Origin of the sequence: Paenibacillus sp. FSL R5-0713 (assembly GCF_037973325.1) — a bacterium.
Lineage (GTDB): Bacteria > Bacillota > Bacilli > Paenibacillales > Paenibacillaceae > Paenibacillus.
Genome location: NZ_CP150229.1, coordinates 2,977,885 through 3,003,096, shown reverse-complemented (window position 1 = coordinate 3,003,096; position 25,212 = coordinate 2,977,885). Strand labels below are relative to the sequence as shown.

Below are 25,212 nucleotides of genomic sequence, written 5' to 3'. Positions count from 1 at the left end.
AAGGTCGACCGTACTTATGCATGATCTTTGGAAAACACTGCGTTAATAATTCTAATTCATCACAATTGGCCAATCCATACTAATAGTACAAAACCAATGAGGCCTGCCATGCTAATCCAGGTATCACGCTTGGACCACACCAATAACGAAGAGCGCGTTCCAAGCATAGAGTGCTCTCTAACTTTACGCATTTCCATCGCAATAGTCATATCCTCTGCACGTTGGAACAGTGCCATTAACAAGGGAATCACCATCGGACCCAAATCACGAATCCGTACGGTATTTGGTCTTAAAGCGACCTTTCCACGTGCCCGTACAATCAGTGAGAATCGCTGCCATTCACTCCAGATCATCGGGATAAATCGAAAGATTAACGATACAGCAAGAGCAAACGAAGCTACGGGCAGTCTGATCTTTTTACCGATACCGAGTACCCAATTCAGTCCTTCTACCATTCGCCCATATGGTGTCGTCAGCGAAAACCATAAACTTGCCAACGTGACGATAAACAAACGATACACATTCAGTAAAGTGCCCTCTGCCTGCATCAGGGAAAAGCCAAAGTGCAGACCTCCTCCCTCTGTTGAAAGGGTTGTCCCGGATAGCGCTGTCGATATGATGAAAAAGAATAACAGTGGCTTCATTAACTTCATACATCCAGCCAAAGTCTGACGCGGGAGCCCGACAAGTGCTGTCACTACCGGCACCAGTGTTAATGTCAATCCCAGCCATCGATGTTGAAGCATCGCGGCGGTGACCAGCAAAATATATAAAATCCATTTCAAACGCGGGTCCATAACACCATATAATCCGCCTGAAGGAGTCCATGCGTTCGGAAGAAGCTTCGGATCGTGCACTTCCATGTTCTCCGTTGTATCTCTCTCTGCTAGGTTAATCGCTGGTCCGGATGCCACTTTCGCTTCGTTCTGAACGCCCACCTCAACGAACGTAGACTGAATAATACTTTCAGCCATCTCTTCTGGCGTCATCGCGATAGAAGGCAGATCAAGACCCGCAGCCCTCATCTGCTGTGCTAGTCGCATCGAAGGTGGCAGTCCGATCCCTGTCTGCTCCAGCAATTCAGGCCTATCGTGAAGTTCTCGCGGCGTAAGATCGGCGATTAAGCGTCCTTCCTGCAATAACAATACCCGATCCGCACAAGGCAAGAATGTATCCAAATCATGTGTTGCTACCACGCCCCCACCACCTGCCTGACGATGTTGCTCCAATGCATCGAGCAAAAGCACGACACTTTGCGCTTCCAAACCGGCGCTCGGCTCATCCAGCAGAAGCCAATGTGGGTTGGTCACCATTCCGAGAGCAAGACCTAGTCTGCGCTTCTCTCCCCCACTTAGGGCAAATGGCGACCTGTCAAGATGAAAACGTCGTTCCAACTCCGGGGATACCGGTGGATCCCACTGATTCAGAGCTTTTGTGATCTGCTCTTGTTGTTGTTTCTCTGAATATCGATAGGAACGCAGAGAATATGTGAATTCACGCTGAATACTTCTGGCAAACAGTTGTTGTTCCGGAAATTGAAACAATAGTCCCATTTGCAATAAAATGGACTTCGGCACTTTTCCTTCTTTCCAGAAAGGTGTGCCATCCAATGTGATACTGCCTGCATCGGGAGGTCTCAGACCAGCCAACGTCTGTAGTAAAGTCGTTTTTCCTGAACCCGTGCAGCCCAACAGCAACGTGATTTCCCCACTGTTCAACTGAATATTTATATCTTCAAGCAGTGCACGCTTGCTCGATTCCGATGCTTCTATACGTATATTGGTTAATTCGATCTCCAACGTGCGACCTCCTTAGCCAATTGTTCAGGCCTCAGTGGCATGGCTTCTGGCCTGATGCCTTTTTTGTGCTTGAGCAATAACGCAGTCTTCACAGTGAACGGAGGATCCAACCCTAATCTTTCACAGAGAGATAGCTGCTCTTTATTCAAAATAGCCTTCTCAGTCATCTCTTTTTCATAGAAAAAGGACTCGGGCTTTCCATCGTACACACAACGCCCTCGGTCCATAGCAATAATCCGATCACACAAGGTCGCTTCTTCCAGATGATGCGTAATCCAGATTACCGTTGTCCCCCGCTGGGTGATCTTCTGAGCTATGGTCTCAATACGGTCTCTTGCTCCGGGATCAAGCATGGCTGTTGGTTCATCCAGAATCAATACATCGGGTCTGGACACGAGCGCTACAGCAATGTTGAGCAGTTGTTTCTGTCCACCCGATAACTGTGAGATGGCCATATCCGGTGCATATTGAAGTCCTACGGTATGTAATACGTCCTGCCTGAGCTCCAATTGTTCTTCTACAGTAATCATTAATGGAGACAATGCATAATGGAATTCCTCTTCAATCGTGTCCCCCAATACCTGGGTATCCGGTTGCTGCAATACACCTCGGACGGTTAGTGCCTCCGGGATAATCCGTACCCCTCCCGATAATGGAATGAATCCAATGAGTAGTCCGGCGAGCGTACTTTTCCCACTGCCATTCGCCCCTACAATACTAATCCATTCTCCTTGATGCAGCGTAAGCGAGATACCGTCCAGTGCTTTCCTTACTTGACCATCCTCGGAAGCATAATGCACTCGGATATCTTCTAATGTAATTATGGGCAGGTTGCCTTGCATCGTAAATTAGTCCTTTCCCTTTCTATTTTTATGTGGTACGATCCTAATCGTCAACCACATTTATATAATTGGTTAACAATCATATTACCAAAATGGAGAGGATTGTTCAAACATGAAATTATCTTTGCGAGGCATTGTATTCAGCGCCCTTATGGCCGCAATATTAGTACTTTTTGGTTACATAAGCATTCCTATTGGCTTTTCCCCGGTACCCATAACATTACAAACCTTGGCTGTTATGCTGGCCGGAGGGTTACTTGGTCCGTTGTATGGGTTCTTAAGTATTGCTCTCGTTGTTGTGCTGACAGCACTAGGCTTCCCACTTCTACATGGAACTGGTGGTCTTGCTGTTCTCTTAGGTCCGACCGGGGGATATGTTGTAATCTGGCCCTTTTCCGCACTCCTGATCGGTTTGTTCCTCTCCAAAGTGAGAATCCAAGGGTTTAAAGGTTTTATTTTTGCGTTTATCATCATTGAATTATTTGGTTCACTATTAAATTATGTCTCAGGCGTCCCCTGGCTGGCTTATGCATACAAAATGTCCTTGCCCGAGGCCATGATTCAAGGATTCTATCCTTACATTATTGGTGATCTGATCAAAGCGGTATTTGCCACGATCATTATCGCACCCGTGCGCATGGTATTTCCACCTCAACGTCTTACAGGTAACATGCATTCAACGGTTGTAAAAATCGATTCTTAATGAATCTACATATCCTATTGGATCACGAGCATCCATATTCTAAAACAAAAACAGCCAAAATCTCTTTGGCTGTTTTTGTTGGTTGTTCTGTCATGGAAGTGTCCAGTGTAAATATTTTTTTAGTTCAACTTATATATTCACCCGAATTAATTGACGCTCCGCAATCTGAAATTGTTGATCCGCTGTATTTTCAACGAACCTCTGGTCATGAGATACATAGAGAATCGTTCCTTCATACGCCTTGATAAAACGCTCCAACGCTTCCAAGGCATGCATATCAAGAAAATTCGTCGGCTCATCCAACAATAGAATGTTATATTGCCCAAGAAACAAATAACATAATTGAAGACGAATCGCTTCTCCTCCACTTAATGTTCCCACATTCTTGAGCAAGTCATTCCCTGTAAACTGCATCGCGTGCAACGCACTTCTAAGCTCTGATTCCTCATATTCCGAACGATTTTTCAGAAATTGTAATACAGTATCTTTCATCGTGAAACGATAGCTCATTTGCTGAAAATAACCGATCTTTGCTTTTGGAGACATCGTGATTCCATCTCCAGCACGGAAAACATGGTTAAGCAATGTGCTTTTCCCGCTGCCATTGGTTCCGGTTATCGCTATTTTTTGTTTTAACGGAATTTGAAAACTTGCATCCTCCAATAATATGTTTCCACCCACTTCAAGTGTAAGGCGATCTGCCATAATTGGAAATCGGTTGTGTAACTCCAATGTCTTCGGCTGACGGAAGATAATCGGTCGATCCTCCTGCACCGCACTCACCTCTTGAAGTTGTTGCATGCGTTGTTGAATCGCTTTAGCAGCACGATGCACTGCTTTTTGACTGGTACCTTTGGATTTGGTCTCAAACATGCGGTTTGCTTTTGCCTTGGATTCTTTTTTGGACATGTTTCCAGCCTGCGTTATTTTCTCGGCTTTCTTCATCTTTTCCTGGGCGGCCAGCTCCAATCTTCTTTTCTCTTTGGAGAATTGTTCATGGGCCAGGTTCTGCTGTTCACGCTCCAGCCTCTTCTGTTCCTGATAATCACTATAGTTACCGGTATATACGTGGACTTCTCCCTGATGAATTTCCCAGATCGTGGTCACCAGTTCATCCAGAACCGCACGGTCATGACTGATCAGCACGATTGCCCCATAGTAATACCGCAATTCATCCAGTAAAAATGTAATGCCCTCTTGGTCCAGATGGGTTGTGGGTTCATCCAGTAATAATACTTCGTGGTAATGAGTGAACAATTGAGCCAGTTTCAAACGGGTCTGTTCTCCGCCACTCCATGATTTATCATGTTGAGGAATCGCCAATTTGCTGAGTAAAGCCCCGTCAACCTCCAGATTTTCGTTTGGCTGGGGTGGTTCTACTTGTTCCATGTAACCAAACTCTGCGTAACGTTTTACCTTTCCGGCTGTTGGCTGGATCTGTCCCGCAATGAGTTTCAATAATGTACTTTTACCCTGACCATTACCACCCACTACACCGATGCGATCCAGTTGATGCACGGCCAGTCGCTCAATATTCAGAACTGCTTTATCCATATAGGACATTTCAACCTGCACTAATTCAAAACATATCTTTTCCATATTCGCTACCTCCGAAATAAGATTTATTTCGTATCGATAGCGAAGAACACTTCTATCGATACGAGCTTATCGTGCCAGCTCGTATCAATAGAATAGTAATGTCATCATAGCGGCGTACCTCCTGTAGTCTCTATTGAGCATCATATCAGCTCAGACTCGTGATAAGTAAACCAAAAAATCACAGGCCAAAGGCCTGTGATCCAATGTAAACGAGAATACAAGTTAAACCATGTATATAAGGTCAGGATAATTGAAAATGACAGACTGATCCCGTTTACTCTGAACTAACGGTCAGAGCCTTTGAACGTATTCAATTACCGATTCAAAGGAAAGAAACGCAGTCTCATCGCATTCGTCATGTTCAATAATCCACCTTTCATTATCAGGGAATAGATGTCCAATTATAATTATAAATTTCCAATTCCACCCTGTCAATGGAACCATGAAAACCTATAACATTGATTTTGCATCTAATCTACTTTATTCCTCTCCCTTTCCACTGTTCAACTTCAATAGAAGCTCCTGGGTATCAACCTGACCTGTTGCCTGCGGAATAACTTCCTCATAGTTGGCGGAATTCGTTACGATAATAGGTGTCACCGTATGATAACCAGCCGCCTTAATCTGCGCAATATCGAATTCTAGCAGCAGGTCTCCCGCTTGAACCCGATCCCCTTCTTTGATATGGGAGACAAAATGCTGTCCGTCCAGCTTGACCGTATCTACACCTACATGAACCAATATTTCTGCACCGGTGTCAGATACTACAGCCAAGGCATGTTTTTTCTTGAATGCAACGGTAACTGTACCGTCGAATGGCGCTACCACTCTGCCCACAGCTGGCTCAATCGCAATCCCTTTACCCATTGCTCCCGAGGCAAATGCCGGATCTGGAACTTCCGATAATTCCACAATCGTTCCCTGAATTGGACTAAATACTTCTTCGTCTGAAGCATTCATTGTACGGGCAGGTTGCTGAGCAGATGACGTAGAATCGGACTTTGTTTCTTCTTCTTCAACCGGATCTTTGAAGCCCATGATGTACGTCAGTACAGCCGAAACCACAAAGGATACTACGATACCCAAAATCAATCCTGGGAAGCCTTGCCCACCTGGTCCGTAGAAGATTGGCAAAGTCAGCAATCCCGGTGCACCAGACGCGAATGCCAAAGTGCCCGCTTGACCAATGATCGCTCCACCAACTGCACCACCGATTACTCCAGCAATGAACGGACGTTTCAGTGGTAATGTTACCCCATAGATAGCCGGTTCAGTGATACCGAATAATGCGGTCAATGTGGATGATCCAGCCAGCGTTTTCAGTTTTTTGTTCTTGGTTTTCAGCATAACCCCAAAAGCCGCGCCCGTTTGAGCAAAGATCGAAGCTGTCGCAGCCGGTTTAACGCCATCCTGTCCATACACTGCAACGTTGTTGATAAATACCGGAATAAGACCCCAGTGTATTCCGAAGATAACGAGCAACTGCCAGCTTGCACCCATAACGGCTCCCGCAAGCAATGGACTGAATCCAAATGCAGCAACGAGTCCGGCTGCAATTGCATTACCAACGTATACACCAAATGGTCCGAATACCAACAGTGTCAGAGGTACCATAATCACTAGCAAAAATAACGGTGTAACAAAGTTTTTCACACTATCGTGAAGTGTCTTATTAAAGAACTTCTCCAACTTGCTCATGACAATGACAGCTAAAATGATAGGAATAACCGTAGATGAATAGTTCATCAGAATGACAGGGATACCGAAGAAATCCGTTGGTGTTCCCTCTGCTTTCAACGTGACGATGGATGGATAGATCAGTGCTCCCGCAATCGTCATCGCTACAAACATATTACCCTGGAATTTACGCGCTGTTGTAACCGCTAACAACAGAGGCAGGAAGTAGAAGAGACTATCTGCTGCTGCATACAGGATCGTATAAGTTGTTTCTGTCGTTTCCAGCCATCCGATATTACTTGCAATCAACAATAACCCTTTTAGAATACCGGCTCCCGCCATAACTCCCAGAAGTGGAGCAAAGATGCTGGAAATGATATCAATGATACCGCCAATCCCCTTGGCTTTTTTGCCCGGTTTTTCTTTGTTCGACGAATCATCCAGAATGTTGCTGATCTGTCCAATGGCATTATAGACTTCAGGCACCTTGTTACCAACAACAACCTGAAACTGTCCTCCATTTTCTTTGACTGCGATGATACCTTCTGTTTTCTCCAGCTTGGCCTTGTCTGCCTTGGCGTCGTCCTTCAATACAAACCGTAACCGTGTTGCACAATGAACAAGCGACTCCACATTTTTCTCACCGCCGACGAGTTCTACGATCTCTTTGGCCAGTTTCTCTTGACTCATAATCTGCACCCCCACTTTTTCTCAAACAGGCCCTTTACCGATTTTTTTGCACGCAAAAAACCTAAGCCTTGAGTAAGGGGACACTGACACAATGGTCCTGACCTTCTCATGACTTAGGTTTTGCCTGCATAACCAGTAACAATCCCAGTTAAATCGTATTCAATTCCTGTTAATCACATATTATTATAATTAAACCATTTTTGTCAACATTTAAATATTATCGATTAACCACTCGTTCGATATGAACTGTCAGATACAACTTTTCTTCATTGGTCAGCTCATGGTTGTACTCTTTTTTGACAAACAACTCAATCTTCTCCGCACACGCTGCGGCATCAGGATGCTTCTCCTTAATCATGTCATAGAAATGATCATAGTTGTTGTCGTAATGCGTACCACTGAGCACTCGCTGAGAGAAAAACTTCAAATGTGTAATAAAGCGAAAATAACTGAGAGAATCCTCATCAAATTCCATTTTGAAATGATATTTCGCTATATTAATAATTTGCTGAATAAACTTCGTAATGTTCATCGTTGTAATGACTTCTTCGTTCATCTCTGCGTTGACAATATGAAGGGCAATAAACGCGGCTTCATCTGGTGGAAGTTCAATATTCATGCGAGTGTTGATCTGTTCCAGTGTCTTCAGACCCAGCTCGAATTCAGGCTTGTACAACTGCTTGATCTCCCACATTAATGCGTTCTTGATCTCCACGCCTTCCCGATAACGTTCGATGGCGAAGTTAATATGGTCCGTAAGGGACACATAGATGTTCTCATTGAGCTTTCGGCCGAGATTCTCACGCGCATACGTGATGATCTCTTCCACAATTTCAATCAGTTCCATCGGAACTTCACGCAGCAGCATTTTGAAATTATCGGATGTCTGTTTGTTTTTCAATGCAAATACTTTTTGGATGCGGGTCTCGTCTACTTTATCCCCCGGCTTTTTCTTAAAGGCAATCCCACGTCCCATCACCACAAGCTCTGTTCCATCCGCCTGATAGATGCTAATGACGTTATTGTTGATAACCTTTGCTATTTTCACTTCAATCCCCCCGTCACGTTCCACTCTCTTGGCAGTTATACATCGTCTTTTGGGCATACAAAAAAAACCTGAAGCATCACAAAATAAACAAGACATGGTGGTCTGCTTTTTTGGTGCTTAGGTTTTGCCTACTTCGAGTAGTAACAATCCCAGAAACGATATAATTGCGTCAAGTATAGCGCGAACCTGACTATATGTCAACGCTTTCAATGCGGGAACAAACGGAAGTTCCGTGGTTATATCAATTGAACTAGAGAATATTTACACTAGCTACTCCGATGACAGAACAACCTTCCGATCGCTGTTACCCCCGGATTTTTTGATTCACTTGCTAAAGGGAAAATCCGGGGATAAAGCGAGTTGATACTCACGAAGTAGCTTTCCATTGAAAGCTTTTAGCTTCGCTTCTCCAGCTTTTTTCTGTCCTCTCCGTTTTGTGTAAATGTTTAGTTCAATTGATATAGATGAAACTTCCGATGTTTTATTGCCGTTCAAGACCATTTTAATTCAGAAAAGTATAAACTACTCGTCACCTAGGTTTGTTCCGTTAGATGCAATCACATTTTTGTACCACTCAAAACTCTTCTTCTTCAGTCGTGTTAGCTCTCCTTGACCTTCATTATCACGGTCCACGTAAATGTAGCCATAACGTTTTCTCATCTCTCCTGAGGATGCACTTACAATATCAATAGGTCCCCAGCTCGTGTAACCGATGATGTTGACCCCATCCTGAATGGCCTCACCCATTTCAGCTACATGGCGTTTCAAGTAATCAATCCGGTATGCATCATCTACTTCACCTTCCGGTGTAACCACGTCATTGGCACCAAATCCATTTTCAACGACAAACAACGGTTTCTGATAACGGTCATGAAGCTGATTGGCAGTAATACGGAATCCTTTTGGATCAATCGTCCATCCCCATTCGGACTTCGCCAGATATGGATTGGCTACCGAGCCAAATACATTGCCACTGGTCATATTTTTAATCACTTCAGGATCGGTACTCGTAGTACGACTTGAATAGTAGCTGAATCCGATATAATCTACGGTATGATTCTTCAAGATTTCCGCATCACCCGGCTGCATAACAATGTTCAACCCGTGATCCTTGAAGAAACGTTTGGCGTAACCCGGATATTCCCCACGTGATTGCACATCAATGAAGAAATAGGATTCTCTATCTTTCTCCATACCTTTGAACACATCTTCCGGATTACAGGTATACGGATAGAAGCTTCCTGCCGCAAGCATACAACCAATCATGGCACCAGGGATAATCTCATGACATGCTTTGACTGCCAGTGCACTTGCAACCAGTTGATGGTGAGCAGCCTGATATTGAATTTCCTTGATATTATCGCCTTCATTGAACGCCAGCCCCGCGCCAAGGAATGGAAGATGAAGCAGCATGTTGATCTCATTAAATGTCATCCAGTATTTCACCTTGTCTTGGTACCGTGTGAATACCGTTGTAGCGTACTTCTCGAATAAGGTTACCAGTTCACGACTTCTCCAGCTACCATACTTCTCGATCAGGTGCACAGGCACATCGAAGTGAGCTAATGTAACGACAGGTTCAATACCGTTCTTCAATAATTCATCAAACAGGTTATCGTAAAATTGCAATCCTGCTTCATTTGGCTGTGCATCTTCTCCTGTTGGGAAAATCCGTGCCCAGGCAATGGAGACACGCAGTGCCTTGAATCCCATTTCGGCAAACAGAGCAATATCTTCAGGGTAACGGTGATAAAAATCGATTGCTTCATGTGAAGGATAGAACTCGGTATCGAGCGGCGTAAAAGCTGGAACATGACCTTTCATAATGCTTCTGCGGCTCTCTCCTGTTGGCAGCAAGTCAACGATGCTCAGGCCTTTGCCATCTTCCAGATACGCACCCTCCGCCTGATTCGCAGCAATGGCTCCACCCCATAGAAAATCTTTAGGAAACTCAAAATTCGTCATCATCACTTCTCCTTCCAAATATGTAATTCAGCTATCCGCTCAAATCGTTAGAATATTAAAAAGACAGCATATTTAAGTTGAACTGCAAAATTACACATTTTTTTGTTCAGCTTAAATAGAAAAAACCCGAACCAGCCTGGGTACACGATTACGTGTAAACAAGCCAGCTCAGGTTATGCCCATATCGGTAACATTCCCAGATCAATTATGCGGATTGGATAAAACTTTAGCAAGAATCAGAACCGTTGTCAACTTCCCGAAACCGGTTTAACGAAGAAATGCCCATTATGATATTTGATAAAAGGCAGCACATGTCCCACCAAGAATCATCTGTTGCTCAGACTCTGATAGGGATTGAATGTGGGTCTTAATGAGACCGTATACTTCAGAATACGAAGCCGCAAGGTTACTCACTGGCCAATCGGACCCAAACATTAACCGTTCCGCACCAAAGGCTTCTATGGCGATATTCAGATAGGATGTAAAGTCACTCGGAGTCCAACTTGCCCAATCTGCTTCAGTCACTATTCCTGAAAGTTTACAATATGTGTTTGGTTGGGCAGCCAACGACTCCAGTGCTTCTCGCCATGGTGAGAGTATACCTGATTTTATGTCGGGTTTGGCTAGATGATCAAGTACAAATCGCTGTTCAGGAAACGCCTTAACCAGGTCAACGGCATAAGGCAGTTGCTCCTTGGATACCAACAGATCATAGGCCAAATCATACTCTTTAAGCAATGAAATCCCGCGCTGAAAATCTTCTCTCAAAACATACTGAAGATCAGGCTCATCCTGTATGACATGACGCACACCCTTCAGAACCGGATTGGACGCGAGCAGTTCAAGCTGATTTCGAACATCATCCGAACAAAGATCCGCCCATCCGACCACACCTTTGATAAACTCGTATTGGTCTGCCAGTTGCATAAGCCACTCAGTTTCTGTCAGTGATTGTCTCGCTTGCACTGCAATGCATCCGTCCATCCCCGATTGTGTTAATATAGGTTCCAGATCATGTGGGAGAAAAGACTGACGAATGGCTTTCATCTCTTCCCCAATCCATCCATACTCGGCAATATTGTATTCCCAGAAATGTTGATGTGCATCCAGCTTCATTTTACATTCCTCCAAGAGTATATGAATCTAATTATTGTTAAAATCAATTATATCATCTCAATTTCAAATAAAATCATTATCTTCACACAATCTACTAGCTAAACCAGATCACTAATTATCACATGAGTTTTATTGCAATTGTGCGGGTATCCTCCTATATATAATCATGATATATTAAATTCCGAAAACGCTTTCAATACATAATTCGGTGGTGATCCCATTTTTGAACAAGTCATGATTTGGTTTGAGTTGAGCTCCATTTTCACAGTTGCTTAACTTCTATTCAAGTTCAACCATTCTAACTGAAGGAGATTATGTTGATGAAAAAAAATCGTAAATCGGTCCTCTCTCTTACACTTGTAACTGCCATGATTCTGTCTCTCTTCTCTTCGGCTGTCGCTTCCGCTGCAACAGACAACAGTGAACAGGCCAGTACCTCAACCGCGCCAAGCAAAATGCAGGCATACGTGAACGCCATGGAGCCTGGCTGGAATCTGGGTAACTCTCTGGATGCCGTTGGTGAGGATGAGACAGCCTGGGGCAATCCGCGCATTACGAAGGAACTGATTCAATCGATCGCAGCTGAGGGCTACAACAGTATCCGTATTCCTGTGACCTGGGAAGCTCACATCGGTGACGCACCCGACTATACAATTGATTCCGCTTACATGAATCGGGTTCAAGAAGTAGTGAACTGGGCCCTCGATGCCGATCTCTACGTCATGATCAATCTTCACCATGACTCCTGGCGCTGGATCAGTTACATGGAGAAAGACCATGACAACGTACTTGCCCGTTACAATGCTGCTTGGACTCAGATCGCTGACAAGTTCAAAGATGCATCCGACAAGCTCATGTTCGAAAGTGTTAACGAACCCCGCTTCTCCGAAGGAGGTACAACAGATGCGGCTATTGGCTATCGCATGCTGGACGAGTTGAATACTTCTTTTCATAAGATTGTAAGAACTTCGGGTGGAAACAACAATACACGTCCACTTGTGCTTCCAACGATGCATACCTCTTCCGCTCAACCTGATCTGGATGAACTGAATAAGACCATTCAAAAATTGAGTGACCCCAACATTATTGCAACCGTTCACTATTACGGATTCTGGCCATTCAGTGTGAATATTGCAGGTTACACCAAGTATAACGAGGAAGTCCAGAAAGACATTACCGATACCTTCGATCGGGTATACAATGCTTTTACAGCCAAAGGCATTCCGGTTATCGTCGGTGAGTATGGCTTGCTTGGTTTTGACCAGCATACAGGTGTCATTGAACAAGGCGAAAAGCTGAAATTCTTCGAATTTGTTGGGCACTATCTGCGTCAAAAACAGATGACAACGATGTTGTGGGATAACGGACAACACTTCGGACGCACAAGCTTTACTTGGTCTGATCAGGAACTGTTTGATACGATGAAAGCAAGCTGGACAGGTCGCTCATCCACAGCTGAAACGGACCTCGTGTACCTTAAACAAAATGAAAGCATTCAAGATAAAAAAGTAAAACTCAATCTGAATGGCAACAAATTCAATTCGTTGAAGAATGGAACTACTCCTCTTGTCAGAGGTAAAGACTATACGATCAAAAAAGATGTGCTTACGTTAAAATCCAATCTGTTAACCAAATTGACAGCCTCTGGTGATTTGGGCGTAAATGCCACACTCACAGCAGGATTCAACCAAGGTGCGGACTGGAATTTTAATATCATAAAATATAACACACCTACGTTAAACGATACGACTGGCACAACCAGTGCATTTGCCATTCCAACTACGTTTAACGGCAACCAACTGGCAACGATGGAGGCGACATATGCCAACGGGGAGAACGCCGGTCCACAGAACTGGACTTCGTTCAAAGAGTTCTCTTACACGTTCAGCCCAGATTACGATCGTCAGGTGATCGAGCTAAAACCTAACTTCTTTAATGAAACCAATGATGGCGAAGTCACCCTCAAGTTCCACTTCTGGAACGGCGATGTGCTGACGTATAAAATCACAAAAAATGGAACCAGTGTTGTTGGCGTAGCTTCATAACGGTTTTAAGGGTTTCTAAATTCTTAGTTCCCATCGGAATTACAAAACGTTCTGTCCAGAGCAATGGGCTCGGACAGAACGTTTCTGTTTTGTTATAAAAATTGCATAGAAATTTAGCGAAAATAATTTCATATGTTCACTTATTGAGGTTCATTGAATCTCACCACAAGCATTGCATCCCCATTGGCATGTACAGGACCGGTTGAGGTTCCTGTAACCGTTGCTATCGTTTCATTCCCGCTTGGAATCAGCACAGGTGTTATCAACGGCAGACCCGCAGCCTGAATGACATCCATGTCGAATTCGATCAATAATTGCCCTGCAGTTACACGATCTCCGCTATTCACATGGGCGGTAAAACCACTTCCTTTGAGTCCAACCGTATTAATTCCGATATGAACCAGCATCTGTACACCTGTCTCATGCTCCAGAATCACCGCATGTTTACTTTTGTTCATGACATGTGCAATGACACCATCAAACGGTGCATACACTTTACCTTCTGATGGCTCAATGGCAATGCCCTCACCCATATGTTTTTCCGAGAAAGCCGGATCAGGAACCTGCTCCAAATCAACGACAGTACCATTCATCGGCGAAGCGATTTCGAGCAGTTCTACTTTAGCTCGATTAATTATAACAGCATCGGTAACTGAATTTGTCCGCGAATTAGAATCCACTGCATGAACTTCAGCGGATGCTACTCCACTGTGGTCATGGCTCACCGGTTCCTCTGCAATCGGTTGATCCTTATATCCGAAGAACCAGGTAAGTGCAAAAGCAATGGCCATGGCAACCACATTGGACAAGATGTACAACGGCAGTTGGCTGTTGAGATAGAGCAATGTTCCAGGGATAACCGTTACTGCCATGCCTGTACCTTGCAGATGGAACAAGGAAGCGATGAAACCACCCACACCACCACCAACCAGCCCCATAATAAATGGTTTCATATAACGCAGGTTAACACCGAAGATAGCTGGCTCGGTAATGCCCAGAAAAGCAGACAATGACGAAGGTAATGCGAGTGCTTTGAGTTTCATATTTTTGGTTTTCAGACCAACCGCAAGACAAGCGGCTCCTTGTGCAGCCATGGCACAGGTGATAATCGCGTTGAACGGATTGAATCCTGTTTTCTCCAATAGCTGAATCTCCAGGAAGTTAAAGATGTGATGCACACCGGTAACAACAATAATCTGATGGAAGAATCCAATGATAATACCTGCGATGCCAAACGGAAGATCCAATACGGCCGTTGTTCCATGCAGTACCCACTCTTCCAGGGAATGGAACACGGGACCAATCGCGAACAGTCCAAGTGTAATCATAACCGTTAACGTTATAAAAGGAGTCAGAATCAAGTCCAGTGCCTCAGGCACCCGTCTTCTTAGTACCTTCTCGAACTTGGCTCCAATCAAACCTACGAAGAACGCAGGCAGGACCGACCCCTGATAACCCACGACAGGGATAAAACCGAACATATGCAGAGGCTGGGCTGATCCATCCGCCACCGCGTAAGCATTGGGTAATGCCGGATTAACCAGCATTAGCCCCAGTACGATACCAAGTACCGGACTTCCGCCGAATACGCGGAATGCAGACCACGCTACAAGTGCAGGCAGAAATGCAAATGCCGTATCCGTCAGAATCTGAGTAAACAACAGGAAATTGGAAGAGATATCATCTGGTGTTGCACCAAACAAAGCCAAAATTTCATTCTGGGTAAGTAATCCGCGCAAGCCCATAAACAACCCTGTAGCTACCAGTACGGGGATGATGGGTACAAATACGTCACCAAAAGTGCGGATTGCCCGTTGAAAAGCGTTTCCTTCCTTTTTTCCCTGACTCTTCACATCATCCTTGGACGATCCTTCGATTCCCAGCTTCTCAACTTCTTCAAAGATTCGATTCACCGTTCCCGTACCAAAGATAATCTGATATTGACCCGAGTTGAAAAAAGCCCCTTTCACCTTTTCGATGTTCTCGACCGTTTTCTGATCAATTTTCTCTTTATCCTTCACCATGATGCGAAGACGTGTTGCACAGTGTGCAAATGATGCGATATTCTCTTTGCCCCCGATGGCATGAATGACTTCCTGGGCAATCCGTTGATTCTCCGACATGTTATCTCATTCCTCTCACGTAATACTTAATAAATCCATTGTGTTGCTTCGAAATCAGCTTTGCCTCCGTGTGCAAAGAAACGAATATCTACGCTGTCCCGACTTGGGAAAATGCGGCTGGTAAAGACCTCTTCCCCGTCGTTCACAAAGATCTCAACTGAAGATGCGTCTACGAACAGATGGAATTTAATTACGTCCGCAGTAAGCGCGCACCGCCGTACAGCGCCATTTTGCTCTGCCAGCTCGGCACCAGACATCGTCCGATCCAGAATAACTTTCTGCTGAATCCGATCATACAGAAGAACCGTTTTCTCCGTTCCACTTGCACGGAATTCGATGCCGACCATCTCTGCATCTGCTTGGCTTATCTCACATATCAGCTCATAGGAAATTCCATTCAAACCAGTGAAAGATCGACTCTCATGGTCAATCGTTACACGAATATGCATGCCTTCCTCCTGTTGACGCAATTGGTTCATCTCAACAACCGGTTGTTGAATTAACTTCCCTCCTCGCAGTGTCAACTGCCGAGGAATGGTCAGGCAATGAGCCCAACCGTTATCATCTGTCGGATATGCCAGATCAGGAAGCCCCATCCAACCAACCAGAATACGTCTTCCATCCGGGCCCTGCATGGTTTGTGGAGCATAGAAGTCGAATCCACGATCCAACTCCTGAAACTCACCATGATTGAACTCTCTCGTCTGAAGATTGAGCGGCTCACCGATCAGATAACCGGACTGAAAAATATTCTGATAATGATCTCCTGCAGCATCTAAGCCTTGTGGTGAAAAGACAAGCACGCCTTTCCCGTCTATCTCCATATAATCCGGGCACTCCCACATGTAACCAAAGGAAGTGAATTGCGTGCGAATTTCACCAAGAAACTCCCAGTTGTTCAGATCAATTGAGCGATACAGCACCGTACATCCCGTCTCGTTTGTTCTCTGCGCACCAATGACACAATAATATGTACCTCCTTGTTGCCACACCTTGGGATCTCTGAAGTGTTCCGTGTATCCGGCTGGAACAGACGAGATTATGGGATCATTCCGTTTGGTTACTGAACCGCTTTCATCCATGACAGCCAAGCATTGATATGGATGTCTGACCCAAGCCTCATTCCTCATATTGCCCGTGTACAGCAAGTGCAGCTTGCGATCTTTTTCAATCGCACTTCCGGAATAAGCTCCGTGTGAGTCATACCAGCTATCCGGTTCGATTCCAATCCCGACATTTTCCCAGTTCACCAAATTCTTCGAGCGGGTATGATACCAGTATTTCATGCCGTGTTCTGTTCCAAGTGGAAACCACTGATAGAAGAGATGATAATAGCCTTGATAATATGCAAAGCCGTTAGGGTCATTAAGCAGACCCGTTATGGGCTGAATGTGGTAACTCTGTCTCCATGGACACTCGGATATCTGTGCTTCAAGCTTCGCAATCTCTTCAGGCTCAGCTTGTTCAATCCGTCTATAGCGCTGCTCTCTAGTCATTTTCATAGCTGTTCTCCATTCTCGCTTATATAAGTTAGACCAAGAAACTTCACACTGGGACTACGATGGCAGAACAATCCTCCGATCGCTGTTATCCCCAGATTTCCTGATCCCTTATCTAAAGGGTGAAATCCGGTGATAAAGGCGAGCACTCCGTTTCTTCAGATTTTTTCTGCCCTCTCCGTCATGTTTATTTCTTATTTAACTTATACGAAAATCAAATTATAGGAACCGGTTCCAACGGATACAAAAAAATAATTCCATTTGGCATTAATGCCTGCCCGTGTTCGCATATCCGTATTGGATATCCACTATGGAACCGGTTCGATGGAATTATCATAAAGGATGTTTTTATAATTTGTCAACGCTTTCTCGAGGAATCAGTTCTACGTCCAGTGTTGTTCGTGCCTCCACCGACTCGCCTTTGACCAGACGAATAATATGATTCGCCGCTACTTTCCCTGCCCGCAAATAATCATATTTCACAGTCGTCAGCATGGGATGGATCATCTCCGTAATCTCATATCCGCCAAATCCGGTAACAGACAAATCTTGCGGTATGCGAATTTTATTGGAGAACGCGATCTTCATCACACCCAGTGCGATATTATCCGTGGCCCCTACAATGATTGTTGGTGTGATTTCTTTCAGGATGGCTTCAGCGGTCACGATGGCTTCAGACATCTTGAAGCTCGTCTCATAATACTTCACTTCACATCCACCACACTCGGCGATTGCTCGCTGGAACCCTTGTTTACGATAGAACCCTACCGCCCGATCCTTCTCGCCAACCCCCATATAGACGATCTTGCGGTGACCCTGTTCGACGACATATCTGCCCATCTCATAACCTGCCTGGTCATCATTATGAACCAGACTGTGCAGTTGCTCATGTTGCTGCCCCACCAATAACACCGGAATCCGTATATCCTCAACAGCCTTCAGATGTGCTTCGGTCACTTCAGCAGCCAAGAGAATAATACCCGACACCTTCTGTCGTGCAAAATCATAAATGGCATCAATCTCACGCTGCATGTCCTGACTCGTATTTGCGATCAACATCTGATATTGATTACTTCGCAGCTCTTCATCAATTCCGATCAGTGTCTGGGAGGTCGCAAAAGAATCGAGACGTGGCACAACCGTACCAATGATACTGGTCTTCTTCGCCTTCAGACTCTGTGCAAATGTGTTAGGAACATAATTGTATTGTTTGATAATACGCTCAATCTTCTGGCGTGTATCCTCACTAACCGATCCGCCATTCAGGTAGCGAGAGATCGTGCTTTTTGCCACACCTGCCATCTGAGCGATATCAGAAATCGTTTTATTCATAAAGACCCCTCTTGTTTCTTTAACTAGTTTACCTTTTATTATACTTCGAATCGCAAAGCCATGGCGAATTAGATTCACCTCCGTTTATCGTGTCCAATATACTTTCCTATGTAATAGCAAAAGCCCGATATCACTGTGACGTTCATACAGAAAGTATGATCCCACATTCATCAGGCTGTTAAACTTTCATCTGCACGTTTGCTCAGATCATTAACACAAGAATACTCGCTACTCCCTATAACTCAAACTTCAATAATAATAGGCAAGATCATAGGTCTTCTCTTGGTTTGAGCGTAAATATAGTGACCGATCTCGTCTTTCAGCTTTCTTTTGATCACATTCCACTGATTCACGCCAGACGCGGTCAGCTCACCCATCCGGTTTAGAACCAGCTCATGAATTTCATGCATGAATTCTTCCGAGTCCTTGACGAATATGAACCCTCTGGAGATAATTTCGGGTGACGTGACCATCTGCTTTTCCGTTTTGCTTAAGGTAGTTACAATCACCAACATACCATCGGATGACAGTTGCCTGCGATCACGCAGGACAATATTGCCGACATCCCCCATGATCAGACCATCTACGAGACTGTTTCCTGATGCAATTTTGGGACCCAGAGAAGCAGTGCCGTCTTTGTACTGGACCATATCCCCATTATTCACGATAAACACATGATCACGCTCTATACCTACAGACTCGGCAAGCAGCCTGTGTTGATACAACATACGGAACTCACCGTGGATCGGAATCAGATAATCCGGTTTCATCAGGGTCAACATCAATTTGAGCTCTTCCTGACTGCCGTGTCCTGATACATGCATTCCTGCTGCACCACTTGAACCATATATCACACGTGCTCCGAGAACATACAGGTTATCAATGACATGTGCAAGATTCCGTTCATTGCCCGGTATGGCTCCGGCCGCAATAATGACCGTGTCCCCGGCGTTAATTCTTACATGTGGATGCTTACCGGATGCCAGACGTGATAATGCTGCCATCGCTTCTCCCTGGCTACCTGTACATAAGACAACAACCTGTTCAGGTGGAAACTGATCCGAGTCGATGGCTTCAATCAACAATCCGTCAGGAACTTGCAGATACCCCAATTCACTCGCCACCGATACCACATTCACCATACTTCTGCCCAACAGTGCCAGTTTGCGTCCCGTCTCGAATGTTGCATTTACAATCTGCTGTACTCTGCTGACATTTGACGCAAAAGTAGAGATAAATACTTTTTGTTTTGCACGGATAAAGGCATCCAGAATGTGGTCTCCCACTACACGCTCGGAAGGTGTAAATCCCGGTCTTTCTGCATTGGTACTCTCGGAGAGCAAAATATGGACACCCTGTTTGCCAATCTCGGCCATACGGTGCAGATCTGGGAAAGGTCCATGTACAGGCGACATATCAAATTTGAAATCTCCGGTATGCACGACATTGCCCGCCGGGGTCTTAAAGAAGATACCAAGACAATCCGGTATACTATGACTGGTTGCGAAAAAGGAAACCTCGATTCCTCCCAGCGTAATGCTGGAGTGAGCATCGATCGTATGCAGGTCCGCCTTGCGCAGAAGTCCATGCTCTTTCAGTTTAAGCTCGATCAACCCTCGAGTGAGCCTGGATGCATACACGGGGATGTTCATTTGTTTTAACAAATAGGGAATGCCACCGATGTGATCTTCATGGCCGTGGGTAACCACAAGACCCCTTACTTTATCCAGATTCTCCAGCAAATACGCAACATCCGGAATGATCAGATCAATCCCAGGCAATGTCTCATCGGGAAACTTCGAACCACAGTCAATCACGATGATGTCCTGATTGTACTGGATCAAATACATATTCTTTCCTATTTCATTCACGCCGCCAAGTGCAGCGATATACAGTTTGTTGTGGGCTAGATTCAACGCTATTACTCCTCCTCTGCGTGGCAAACGTATGCGATACGGATCTATATTCCTAGTATGGAAGCAATCTCCTCACTTATGCATTTCCTTGTGATTAATGTCAAAAAAGAAAAAAACCACCACGGAACTTTCATTCCGCAGTGGTTAGACTTACACCAACGATTTATCACGCTGTAGCAATACGTCTTGTTCATAGGTTTTGATATCGGTGATCCACTTTTCACGAACAGGCACTCCCTGCCTAGCACAATAGTAGTCCCAGATTGCGCCAAACGGATAGGATTTGAACTCTTCCGTTAACGCGAGACGCAGGGTGTAATCTCCATCCAGCTCAGCTTGTTTCAAGGTATCCACCGGTTCCAGCATCGCACGAAGAAGGGCTTTGATTGTGTTGCGAGTACCCACAACCCATGCAGCTACACGGTTAATGCTTGCATCGAAGAAATCCAGTCCAATATGTGTGGTCGCAAGCAGATCATGTCGAACCAGTTCACGGGCAATTTCCAGCAACTCATCGTCCATGATTACCACGTGATCACTGTCCCAGCGCATCGGGCGGCTTACGTGCAGCAGAATGCCACTTGTAAACAATGACAAGGACGACAGTTTATTGGAAATAACCTCTGTTGGATGGAAATGACCCGCATCAAGACAGATCAACGTATCATTTTGCAAACCGTAACCCATATAAAATTCATGAGAACCCACCACATAGGCTTCCGAACCCAGACCAAACAGCTTACTCTCTACCGCATCCAGGTTGTGCTCTGGGTTAAGGCGCTCGCCGAATACTTCATCCAGTGATTCTTTGAGACGTTTGCGTGGAGTCAACCGGTCAACCGGATTATCCTTGAACCCGTCCGGTACCCACACATTGGTTACACATGTCTGACCGAGCTGTTCCCCGAAGTAAGCACCAATCCGGCGGGATGCCTTGCAGTGATCAATCCAGAACTTGCGAATCTCAGGGTCTGGATGACTGAGTGTAAACCCGTCACTTGATTTTTCATGAGAAAAACATGTTGGGTTGAAGTCCAGGCCGAGTCCTTGTTCTTTGGCCCATTTCACCCAGTTCTCATAATGCTTTGGCTCAATCTGATCCAGTTCAACCTGCTCGTCTGTGTCCGTGTATATCGCATGCAGATTGACCTTATGTTTACCAGGAATCAGAGCAAAAGCTTGCTCCAGATCGTTACGAAGTTCTGCTGGTGTGCTCGCAGCCCCCGGGTATTGACCTGTAACGGAAATACCCCCTGTTAACTCGCCATCTTTATTCAGAAAACCTTTAACATCATCGCCTTGCCAACAGTGTACGGATACTTTGATCTCCGCGAGTCTGTTCAGCACCTCTTCTGTATCAATTCCGTGCTGAGCATACAATGCCTTGGCTGCTTCATACGCTTGCTTGACTTGGTTATCCATCCGCAAGAACCCTCCTATTTTAACGTGTAAATGCTGCTGGTACACCGCCATCAATGGTCATCATGCAACCGGTTGTTTTTTCGGATTTTGAAGAGGCAAAGAATGCAATTCCTTCTGCAATATCTCTAGGATAGATATTCACGAGCAATGTCGTCCGTTTGCGGTAATACTCCTCCAATTGATCCGGTTCGATTCCGTATGCCGCTGCCCGTTCGTTTCTCCAGGAACCGTTCCAGATGGCTGAACCCTGTAGAATGGCATCCGGGAGAATCGTGTTGACACGAATGCCATACTCTCCACCTTCTGCTGCAATGCAGCGTGCCAGATGCGCTTCCAGTGCTTTCGCTGAACTGTAAGCAGAGGCACTTTTACCTGCATACACCGAATTCTTGGACCCGATAAATACCATGCTTCCGCCAATACCCTGTTGTTTCATCAGCTTGAACGCTTCACGAGCGACGAGGAAATACCCTGTGCCCAGTACATTCATGTTCAGGTTCCATTCTTTCAAGGATGTTTCGTCAAACGGGCTGGATGTGGCCAATCCTGCATTGTTCACGATGATATCCACTCCGCCATATTGCACCGCAACATCCGCATAAGCCGATTGAACGGCTTCCTCATCCGTCACGTCCATTTTCAGCGCATAAGCACGATTCGCTCCGTACTGATCATTAATTTCCTGTGCTACCTTCTGTGCACCTTCCAGATTAAGATCAGCGAGCACCACATGAGCGCCTTCGGATACCAATCTGCGCGCTGTTTCACTTCCGATACCACCTGCGCCGCCTGTAATAAACGCCACTTTGCGGGAGAATTCGGTTTCTGCCGGAGCGAGAGACAATTTGTACAGTTCCAGCGGCCAGTACTCCACATTGTAAGACTCGTTTGCACTGAGCGATACGAATTGACCCAAGCTAGTCGCTCCACGCATAACGGCAATCGCTCTGTGATACAATGCTCCGCTTACTTGGGAAAGCGCCCAACTCTTGCCTGTGTTGATCATGCCCACACCAGGAATGAGGATAACGCGTGGTGCCGCCTCGAACATGACATCACCTTCGTTTTTGTTGCTCTCAAAATACTGCTGATATTGCTCTTTGTAGGCAGCTACACCTTCTACCAGCTTGGCTTTTAAACCTTCGATATCTTCCGCATCCGGTGTCCAATCGATGAACAGAGGTACCACTTTGGTATGTACCAGATGATCCGGACAAGCTGCACCCACTTGAGACAATTCCGGGGAATCTGCTCCGCCTACAAAAGCAAGTACGTCCTCTTGATCATCAAAGGACAAAATCATTTTTTTGCTATCCGATACCGCTCCACGAATCGTTGGCATCACACGTGATACGATCTGACGACGAACATCAGCGGCAAGTGCCGGGTGCTTTACACCACCAAACAGACTTTCTTCGTTCACCCGTGCTTCGATGAAAGCTTCTGCTTCATTGATAATCTTGATCGTTTGAGCGTAACATTCCTCGGATGTTTCTCCCCAAGTCACAAGTCCGTGTTTTTCCATCAGTACGAGTTCGGCATGGGGATTCGAGAATACGCTTTCAGCAATCATTTTAGATAACGTAAACCCTGGACGTACGTAAGGCACCCACACAAAACGATCACCGTAGATCTCTTTCGCCAACTCCTTGCCGTTATCCGCACAACACAGGCTGATAATTGCATCCGGATGAGTATGATCCACATGTTTATATGGAAGGAACGCATGCAGAAGAGTCTCAATGGAGGCGCGTGGGTGCTTGGCATCAATCATGCAATGTCCCAGATATTCAACCATCTCTTCATCCGACATGGATTCACGTTCAATTAATGGTCTGATATCTTCAAGCCCAAGTCCGGTAAAATGCTTCGCTTCCATCGAACCCAGATCTGAGCCGCTGCCTTTCACATACATTACTTCTACATCACGACCACGAAAATCCTTCACTGTCGTTTTGGTAGACGTATTACCACCGTATATGTTACATACACTGCGATCAGAACCAATGAGATTGGATCTATAAACCAGCTGTTCAAGTCCTGTTGTTTTCTCAGATGCCTGCGACGCATTCCATAAACTCTGTACCATTTGTTTCCCTCCGATAATGTTTGTTTTATTCCTGATACGAGTTTAACATCTTTGTTTTATTTTGAAAACAAAATAATTTTAAACAAAACGGAAATATTCAAAAACCATCAATGATTGAGCCATTTTATTAAAAAAACACCCTGACGTGAACGTCAGAGTGTTCTGTTTCATCGGGGGATTAGAAAATCCCCGCTTTTTGGGAGGTGTTTTTGATACCGTAGGTATCATTAACTACAGTGTTGCCAAAGCTCGTTAAGCTTCCATTCGGACCTGTGGCCATGTCGAGATAGTTCAGACCTGAACTGTTTCCGTACCAAGACCAAGCAAGCCAGCCTACCCCTTTTTCCTGACCATATCTCATGATGGCATATTCATCCACATCGCCGTTAGTGTGATAGCCTCCGAATTCACCAATGATCAGTGCCAATCCTTTGTTCAGCACATTCTCCATATTGGCTTTGACCGTTGCAGCATCTTTGCCAGCATACTCATACATATGAATGGAGAAGACCGTATTTTTCTGAGAGTCGGCTGCAAATACACTTTGTCCATAATCCACGATGGATTGAGGGTACTGTCCCCAACCGGCTGCATCCACAATTAGCGTATTTTTGATTCCGGCATTTCTTAGTTTGGGAATGGCTTGTTTGTAACCATCCGCCCACGCACTTCCATTCCACGTTCCATACCATTCATTAGCGATATTAACGATTACCCGATCTTCTTTGCCAATCAAAGCTTCCTTAATGCTAATCCAGTAGTTCACCGCCGCATCCAAAGAATTATAATCATCCTTTCCTGTGGCGTCATGCACTTCGAGTACAGCAATCATTTTATTTTGGTTAACCACATTAATAATATTTTTAACAGCGTTCAGATCATCTTTGGTGTACAGGCTGCCATTCGATAGAACAATACGTACTGTATTGGCACCTGTTTTGGCGATTGCAGGGATAGCGGTATTCAAATCATTCTTGAACCAGGAATGTCCGTGATTAACACCTCTCATGACAAAAGGTTTACCTGTGGAATCATACAACTTGTTACCACTTACATAAAATCCTGTGGCAGCAGATGCTTTGGGGGCTGCACTCCCCAATGCCATGAACATGAGCGCAGCAATAACCGTGAAGATTGTACACTTTTTCAGATTAACCATTTGTTTGCAACCTCCTGAATTGGATTTTTTATTTCAATTAACCCTGCTCTAGGCAATAAGTTAACTAAAATCGCTAGTAATAGACGTTTTAACGGGTAACAAACAAATAAAGACTAACCTTATTAAGGTTAAGTTATTTTCCTAAAATAAACCTTATCGATAAGGTTATGAATTCATAATAAAATGAA

At 45.0% G+C, this 25,212-nt stretch carries 16 protein-coding genes; 2 read left to right on the top strand and 14 right to left on the bottom strand.

The window, feature by feature from the left end; translation table 11 throughout:
• Positions 1-59: 59 nt before the first annotated feature.
• Together MKZ12_RS13565 and MKZ12_RS13560 are read right to left on the bottom strand one after the other, a co-directional pair.
• Positions 60-1,799 (bottom strand): ATP-binding cassette domain-containing protein, encoded by a 1,740-nt coding sequence (locus MKZ12_RS13565; protein ID WP_339260865.1) that lies wholly within the window; start codon positions 1,797-1,799, stop codon positions 60-62.
• Complete coding sequence (locus MKZ12_RS13560; RefSeq protein WP_339260864.1) at positions 1,784-2,641, bottom strand: ATP-binding cassette domain-containing protein; 858 nt, start codon at positions 2,639-2,641, stop codon at positions 1,784-1,786. The genes MKZ12_RS13565 and MKZ12_RS13560 overlap by 16 nt, the downstream gene beginning before the upstream one ends.
• Positions 2,642-2,753: 112 nt before the next feature.
• On the opposite strand from MKZ12_RS13560, the gene MKZ12_RS13555 reads away from it, so the two are divergent.
• Positions 2,754-3,344 (top strand): biotin transporter BioY, encoded by a 591-nt coding sequence (locus MKZ12_RS13555; protein WP_339242262.1) that lies wholly within the window; start codon positions 2,754-2,756, stop codon positions 3,342-3,344.
• 129 nt (positions 3,345-3,473) lie between these two features.
• Here the strand turns inward: MKZ12_RS13555 and abc-f are convergent, their stop codons facing one another.
• The 5 genes from abc-f to MKZ12_RS13530 form a co-directional block, all read right to left on the bottom strand.
• Positions 3,474-4,943 (bottom strand): ABC-F type ribosomal protection protein, encoded by a 1,470-nt coding sequence (gene abc-f, locus MKZ12_RS13550; protein WP_339260862.1) that lies wholly within the window; start codon positions 4,941-4,943, stop codon positions 3,474-3,476.
• Positions 4,944-5,423: 480 nt separating this feature from the next.
• Positions 5,424-7,310, bottom strand: a complete 1,887-nt coding sequence (locus tag MKZ12_RS13545) for a beta-glucoside-specific PTS transporter subunit IIABC (RefSeq protein ID WP_339260860.1) — start codon at positions 7,308-7,310, stop codon at positions 5,424-5,426.
• 217 nt (positions 7,311-7,527) lie between these two features.
• Entirely contained in the window at positions 7,528-8,358 is an 831-nt protein-coding gene (locus tag MKZ12_RS13540) for a PRD domain-containing protein (RefSeq protein ID WP_339260858.1), read from the bottom strand.
• A 522-nt stretch (positions 8,359-8,880) separates the two neighbouring features.
• Positions 8,881-10,323: a 6-phospho-beta-glucosidase gene (locus MKZ12_RS13535; protein ID WP_339261403.1), complete on the bottom strand. Its 1,443-nt coding sequence runs from the start codon at positions 10,321-10,323 to the stop codon at positions 8,881-8,883.
• A gap of 285 nt (positions 10,324-10,608) precedes the next feature.
• Complete coding sequence (locus tag MKZ12_RS13530) at positions 10,609-11,439, bottom strand: amidohydrolase family protein (RefSeq protein ID WP_339260857.1); 831 nt, start codon at positions 11,437-11,439, stop codon at positions 10,609-10,611.
• 317 nt (positions 11,440-11,756) lie between these two features.
• Between MKZ12_RS13530 and MKZ12_RS13525 the strand changes: the two genes are divergently transcribed.
• Positions 11,757-13,484 (top strand): cellulase family glycosylhydrolase, encoded by a 1,728-nt coding sequence (locus tag MKZ12_RS13525; RefSeq protein ID WP_339261401.1) that lies wholly within the window; start codon positions 11,757-11,759, stop codon positions 13,482-13,484.
• Positions 13,485-13,624: 140 nt separating this feature from the next.
• On the opposite strand, the gene MKZ12_RS13520 is transcribed toward MKZ12_RS13525, so the two are convergent.
• From MKZ12_RS13520 to MKZ12_RS13490, 7 genes are all read right to left on the bottom strand, one after another.
• Positions 13,625-15,607 carry a sucrose-specific PTS transporter subunit IIBC gene (locus tag MKZ12_RS13520; protein WP_339260855.1) on the bottom strand — a complete coding sequence of 661 codons (1,983 nt, stop codon included), beginning with the start codon at positions 15,605-15,607 and terminating at the stop codon, positions 13,625-13,627.
• Between the two features lie 26 nt (positions 15,608-15,633).
• Positions 15,634-17,109: a sucrose-6-phosphate hydrolase gene (locus MKZ12_RS13515; protein ID WP_339260854.1), complete on the bottom strand. Its 1,476-nt coding sequence runs from the start codon at positions 17,107-17,109 to the stop codon at positions 15,634-15,636.
• A gap of 345 nt (positions 17,110-17,454) precedes the next feature.
• Entirely contained in the window at positions 17,455-18,438 is a 984-nt protein-coding gene (locus MKZ12_RS13510; protein WP_339260853.1) for a LacI family DNA-binding transcriptional regulator, read from the bottom strand.
• Between the two features lie 242 nt (positions 18,439-18,680).
• The gene (locus tag MKZ12_RS13505) at positions 18,681-20,354 is read right to left on the bottom strand and encodes a ribonuclease J (RefSeq protein WP_339260851.1); all 1,674 of its coding nucleotides are present in this window, start codon (positions 20,352-20,354) and stop codon (positions 18,681-18,683) included.
• Between the two features lie 150 nt (positions 20,355-20,504).
• Positions 20,505-21,776: an L-rhamnose isomerase gene (gene rhaA, locus MKZ12_RS13500; protein ID WP_339260850.1), complete on the bottom strand. Its 1,272-nt coding sequence runs from the start codon at positions 21,774-21,776 to the stop codon at positions 20,505-20,507.
• Between the two features lie 19 nt (positions 21,777-21,795).
• The gene (locus MKZ12_RS13495) at positions 21,796-23,865 is read right to left on the bottom strand and encodes a bifunctional aldolase/short-chain dehydrogenase (protein ID WP_339260848.1); all 2,070 of its coding nucleotides are present in this window, start codon (positions 23,863-23,865) and stop codon (positions 21,796-21,798) included.
• Between the two features lie 178 nt (positions 23,866-24,043).
• Positions 24,044-25,024: a glycoside hydrolase family 5 protein gene (locus MKZ12_RS13490; RefSeq protein WP_339260847.1), complete on the bottom strand. Its 981-nt coding sequence runs from the start codon at positions 25,022-25,024 to the stop codon at positions 24,044-24,046.
• Between the last annotated feature and the right edge of the window lie 188 nt (positions 25,025-25,212).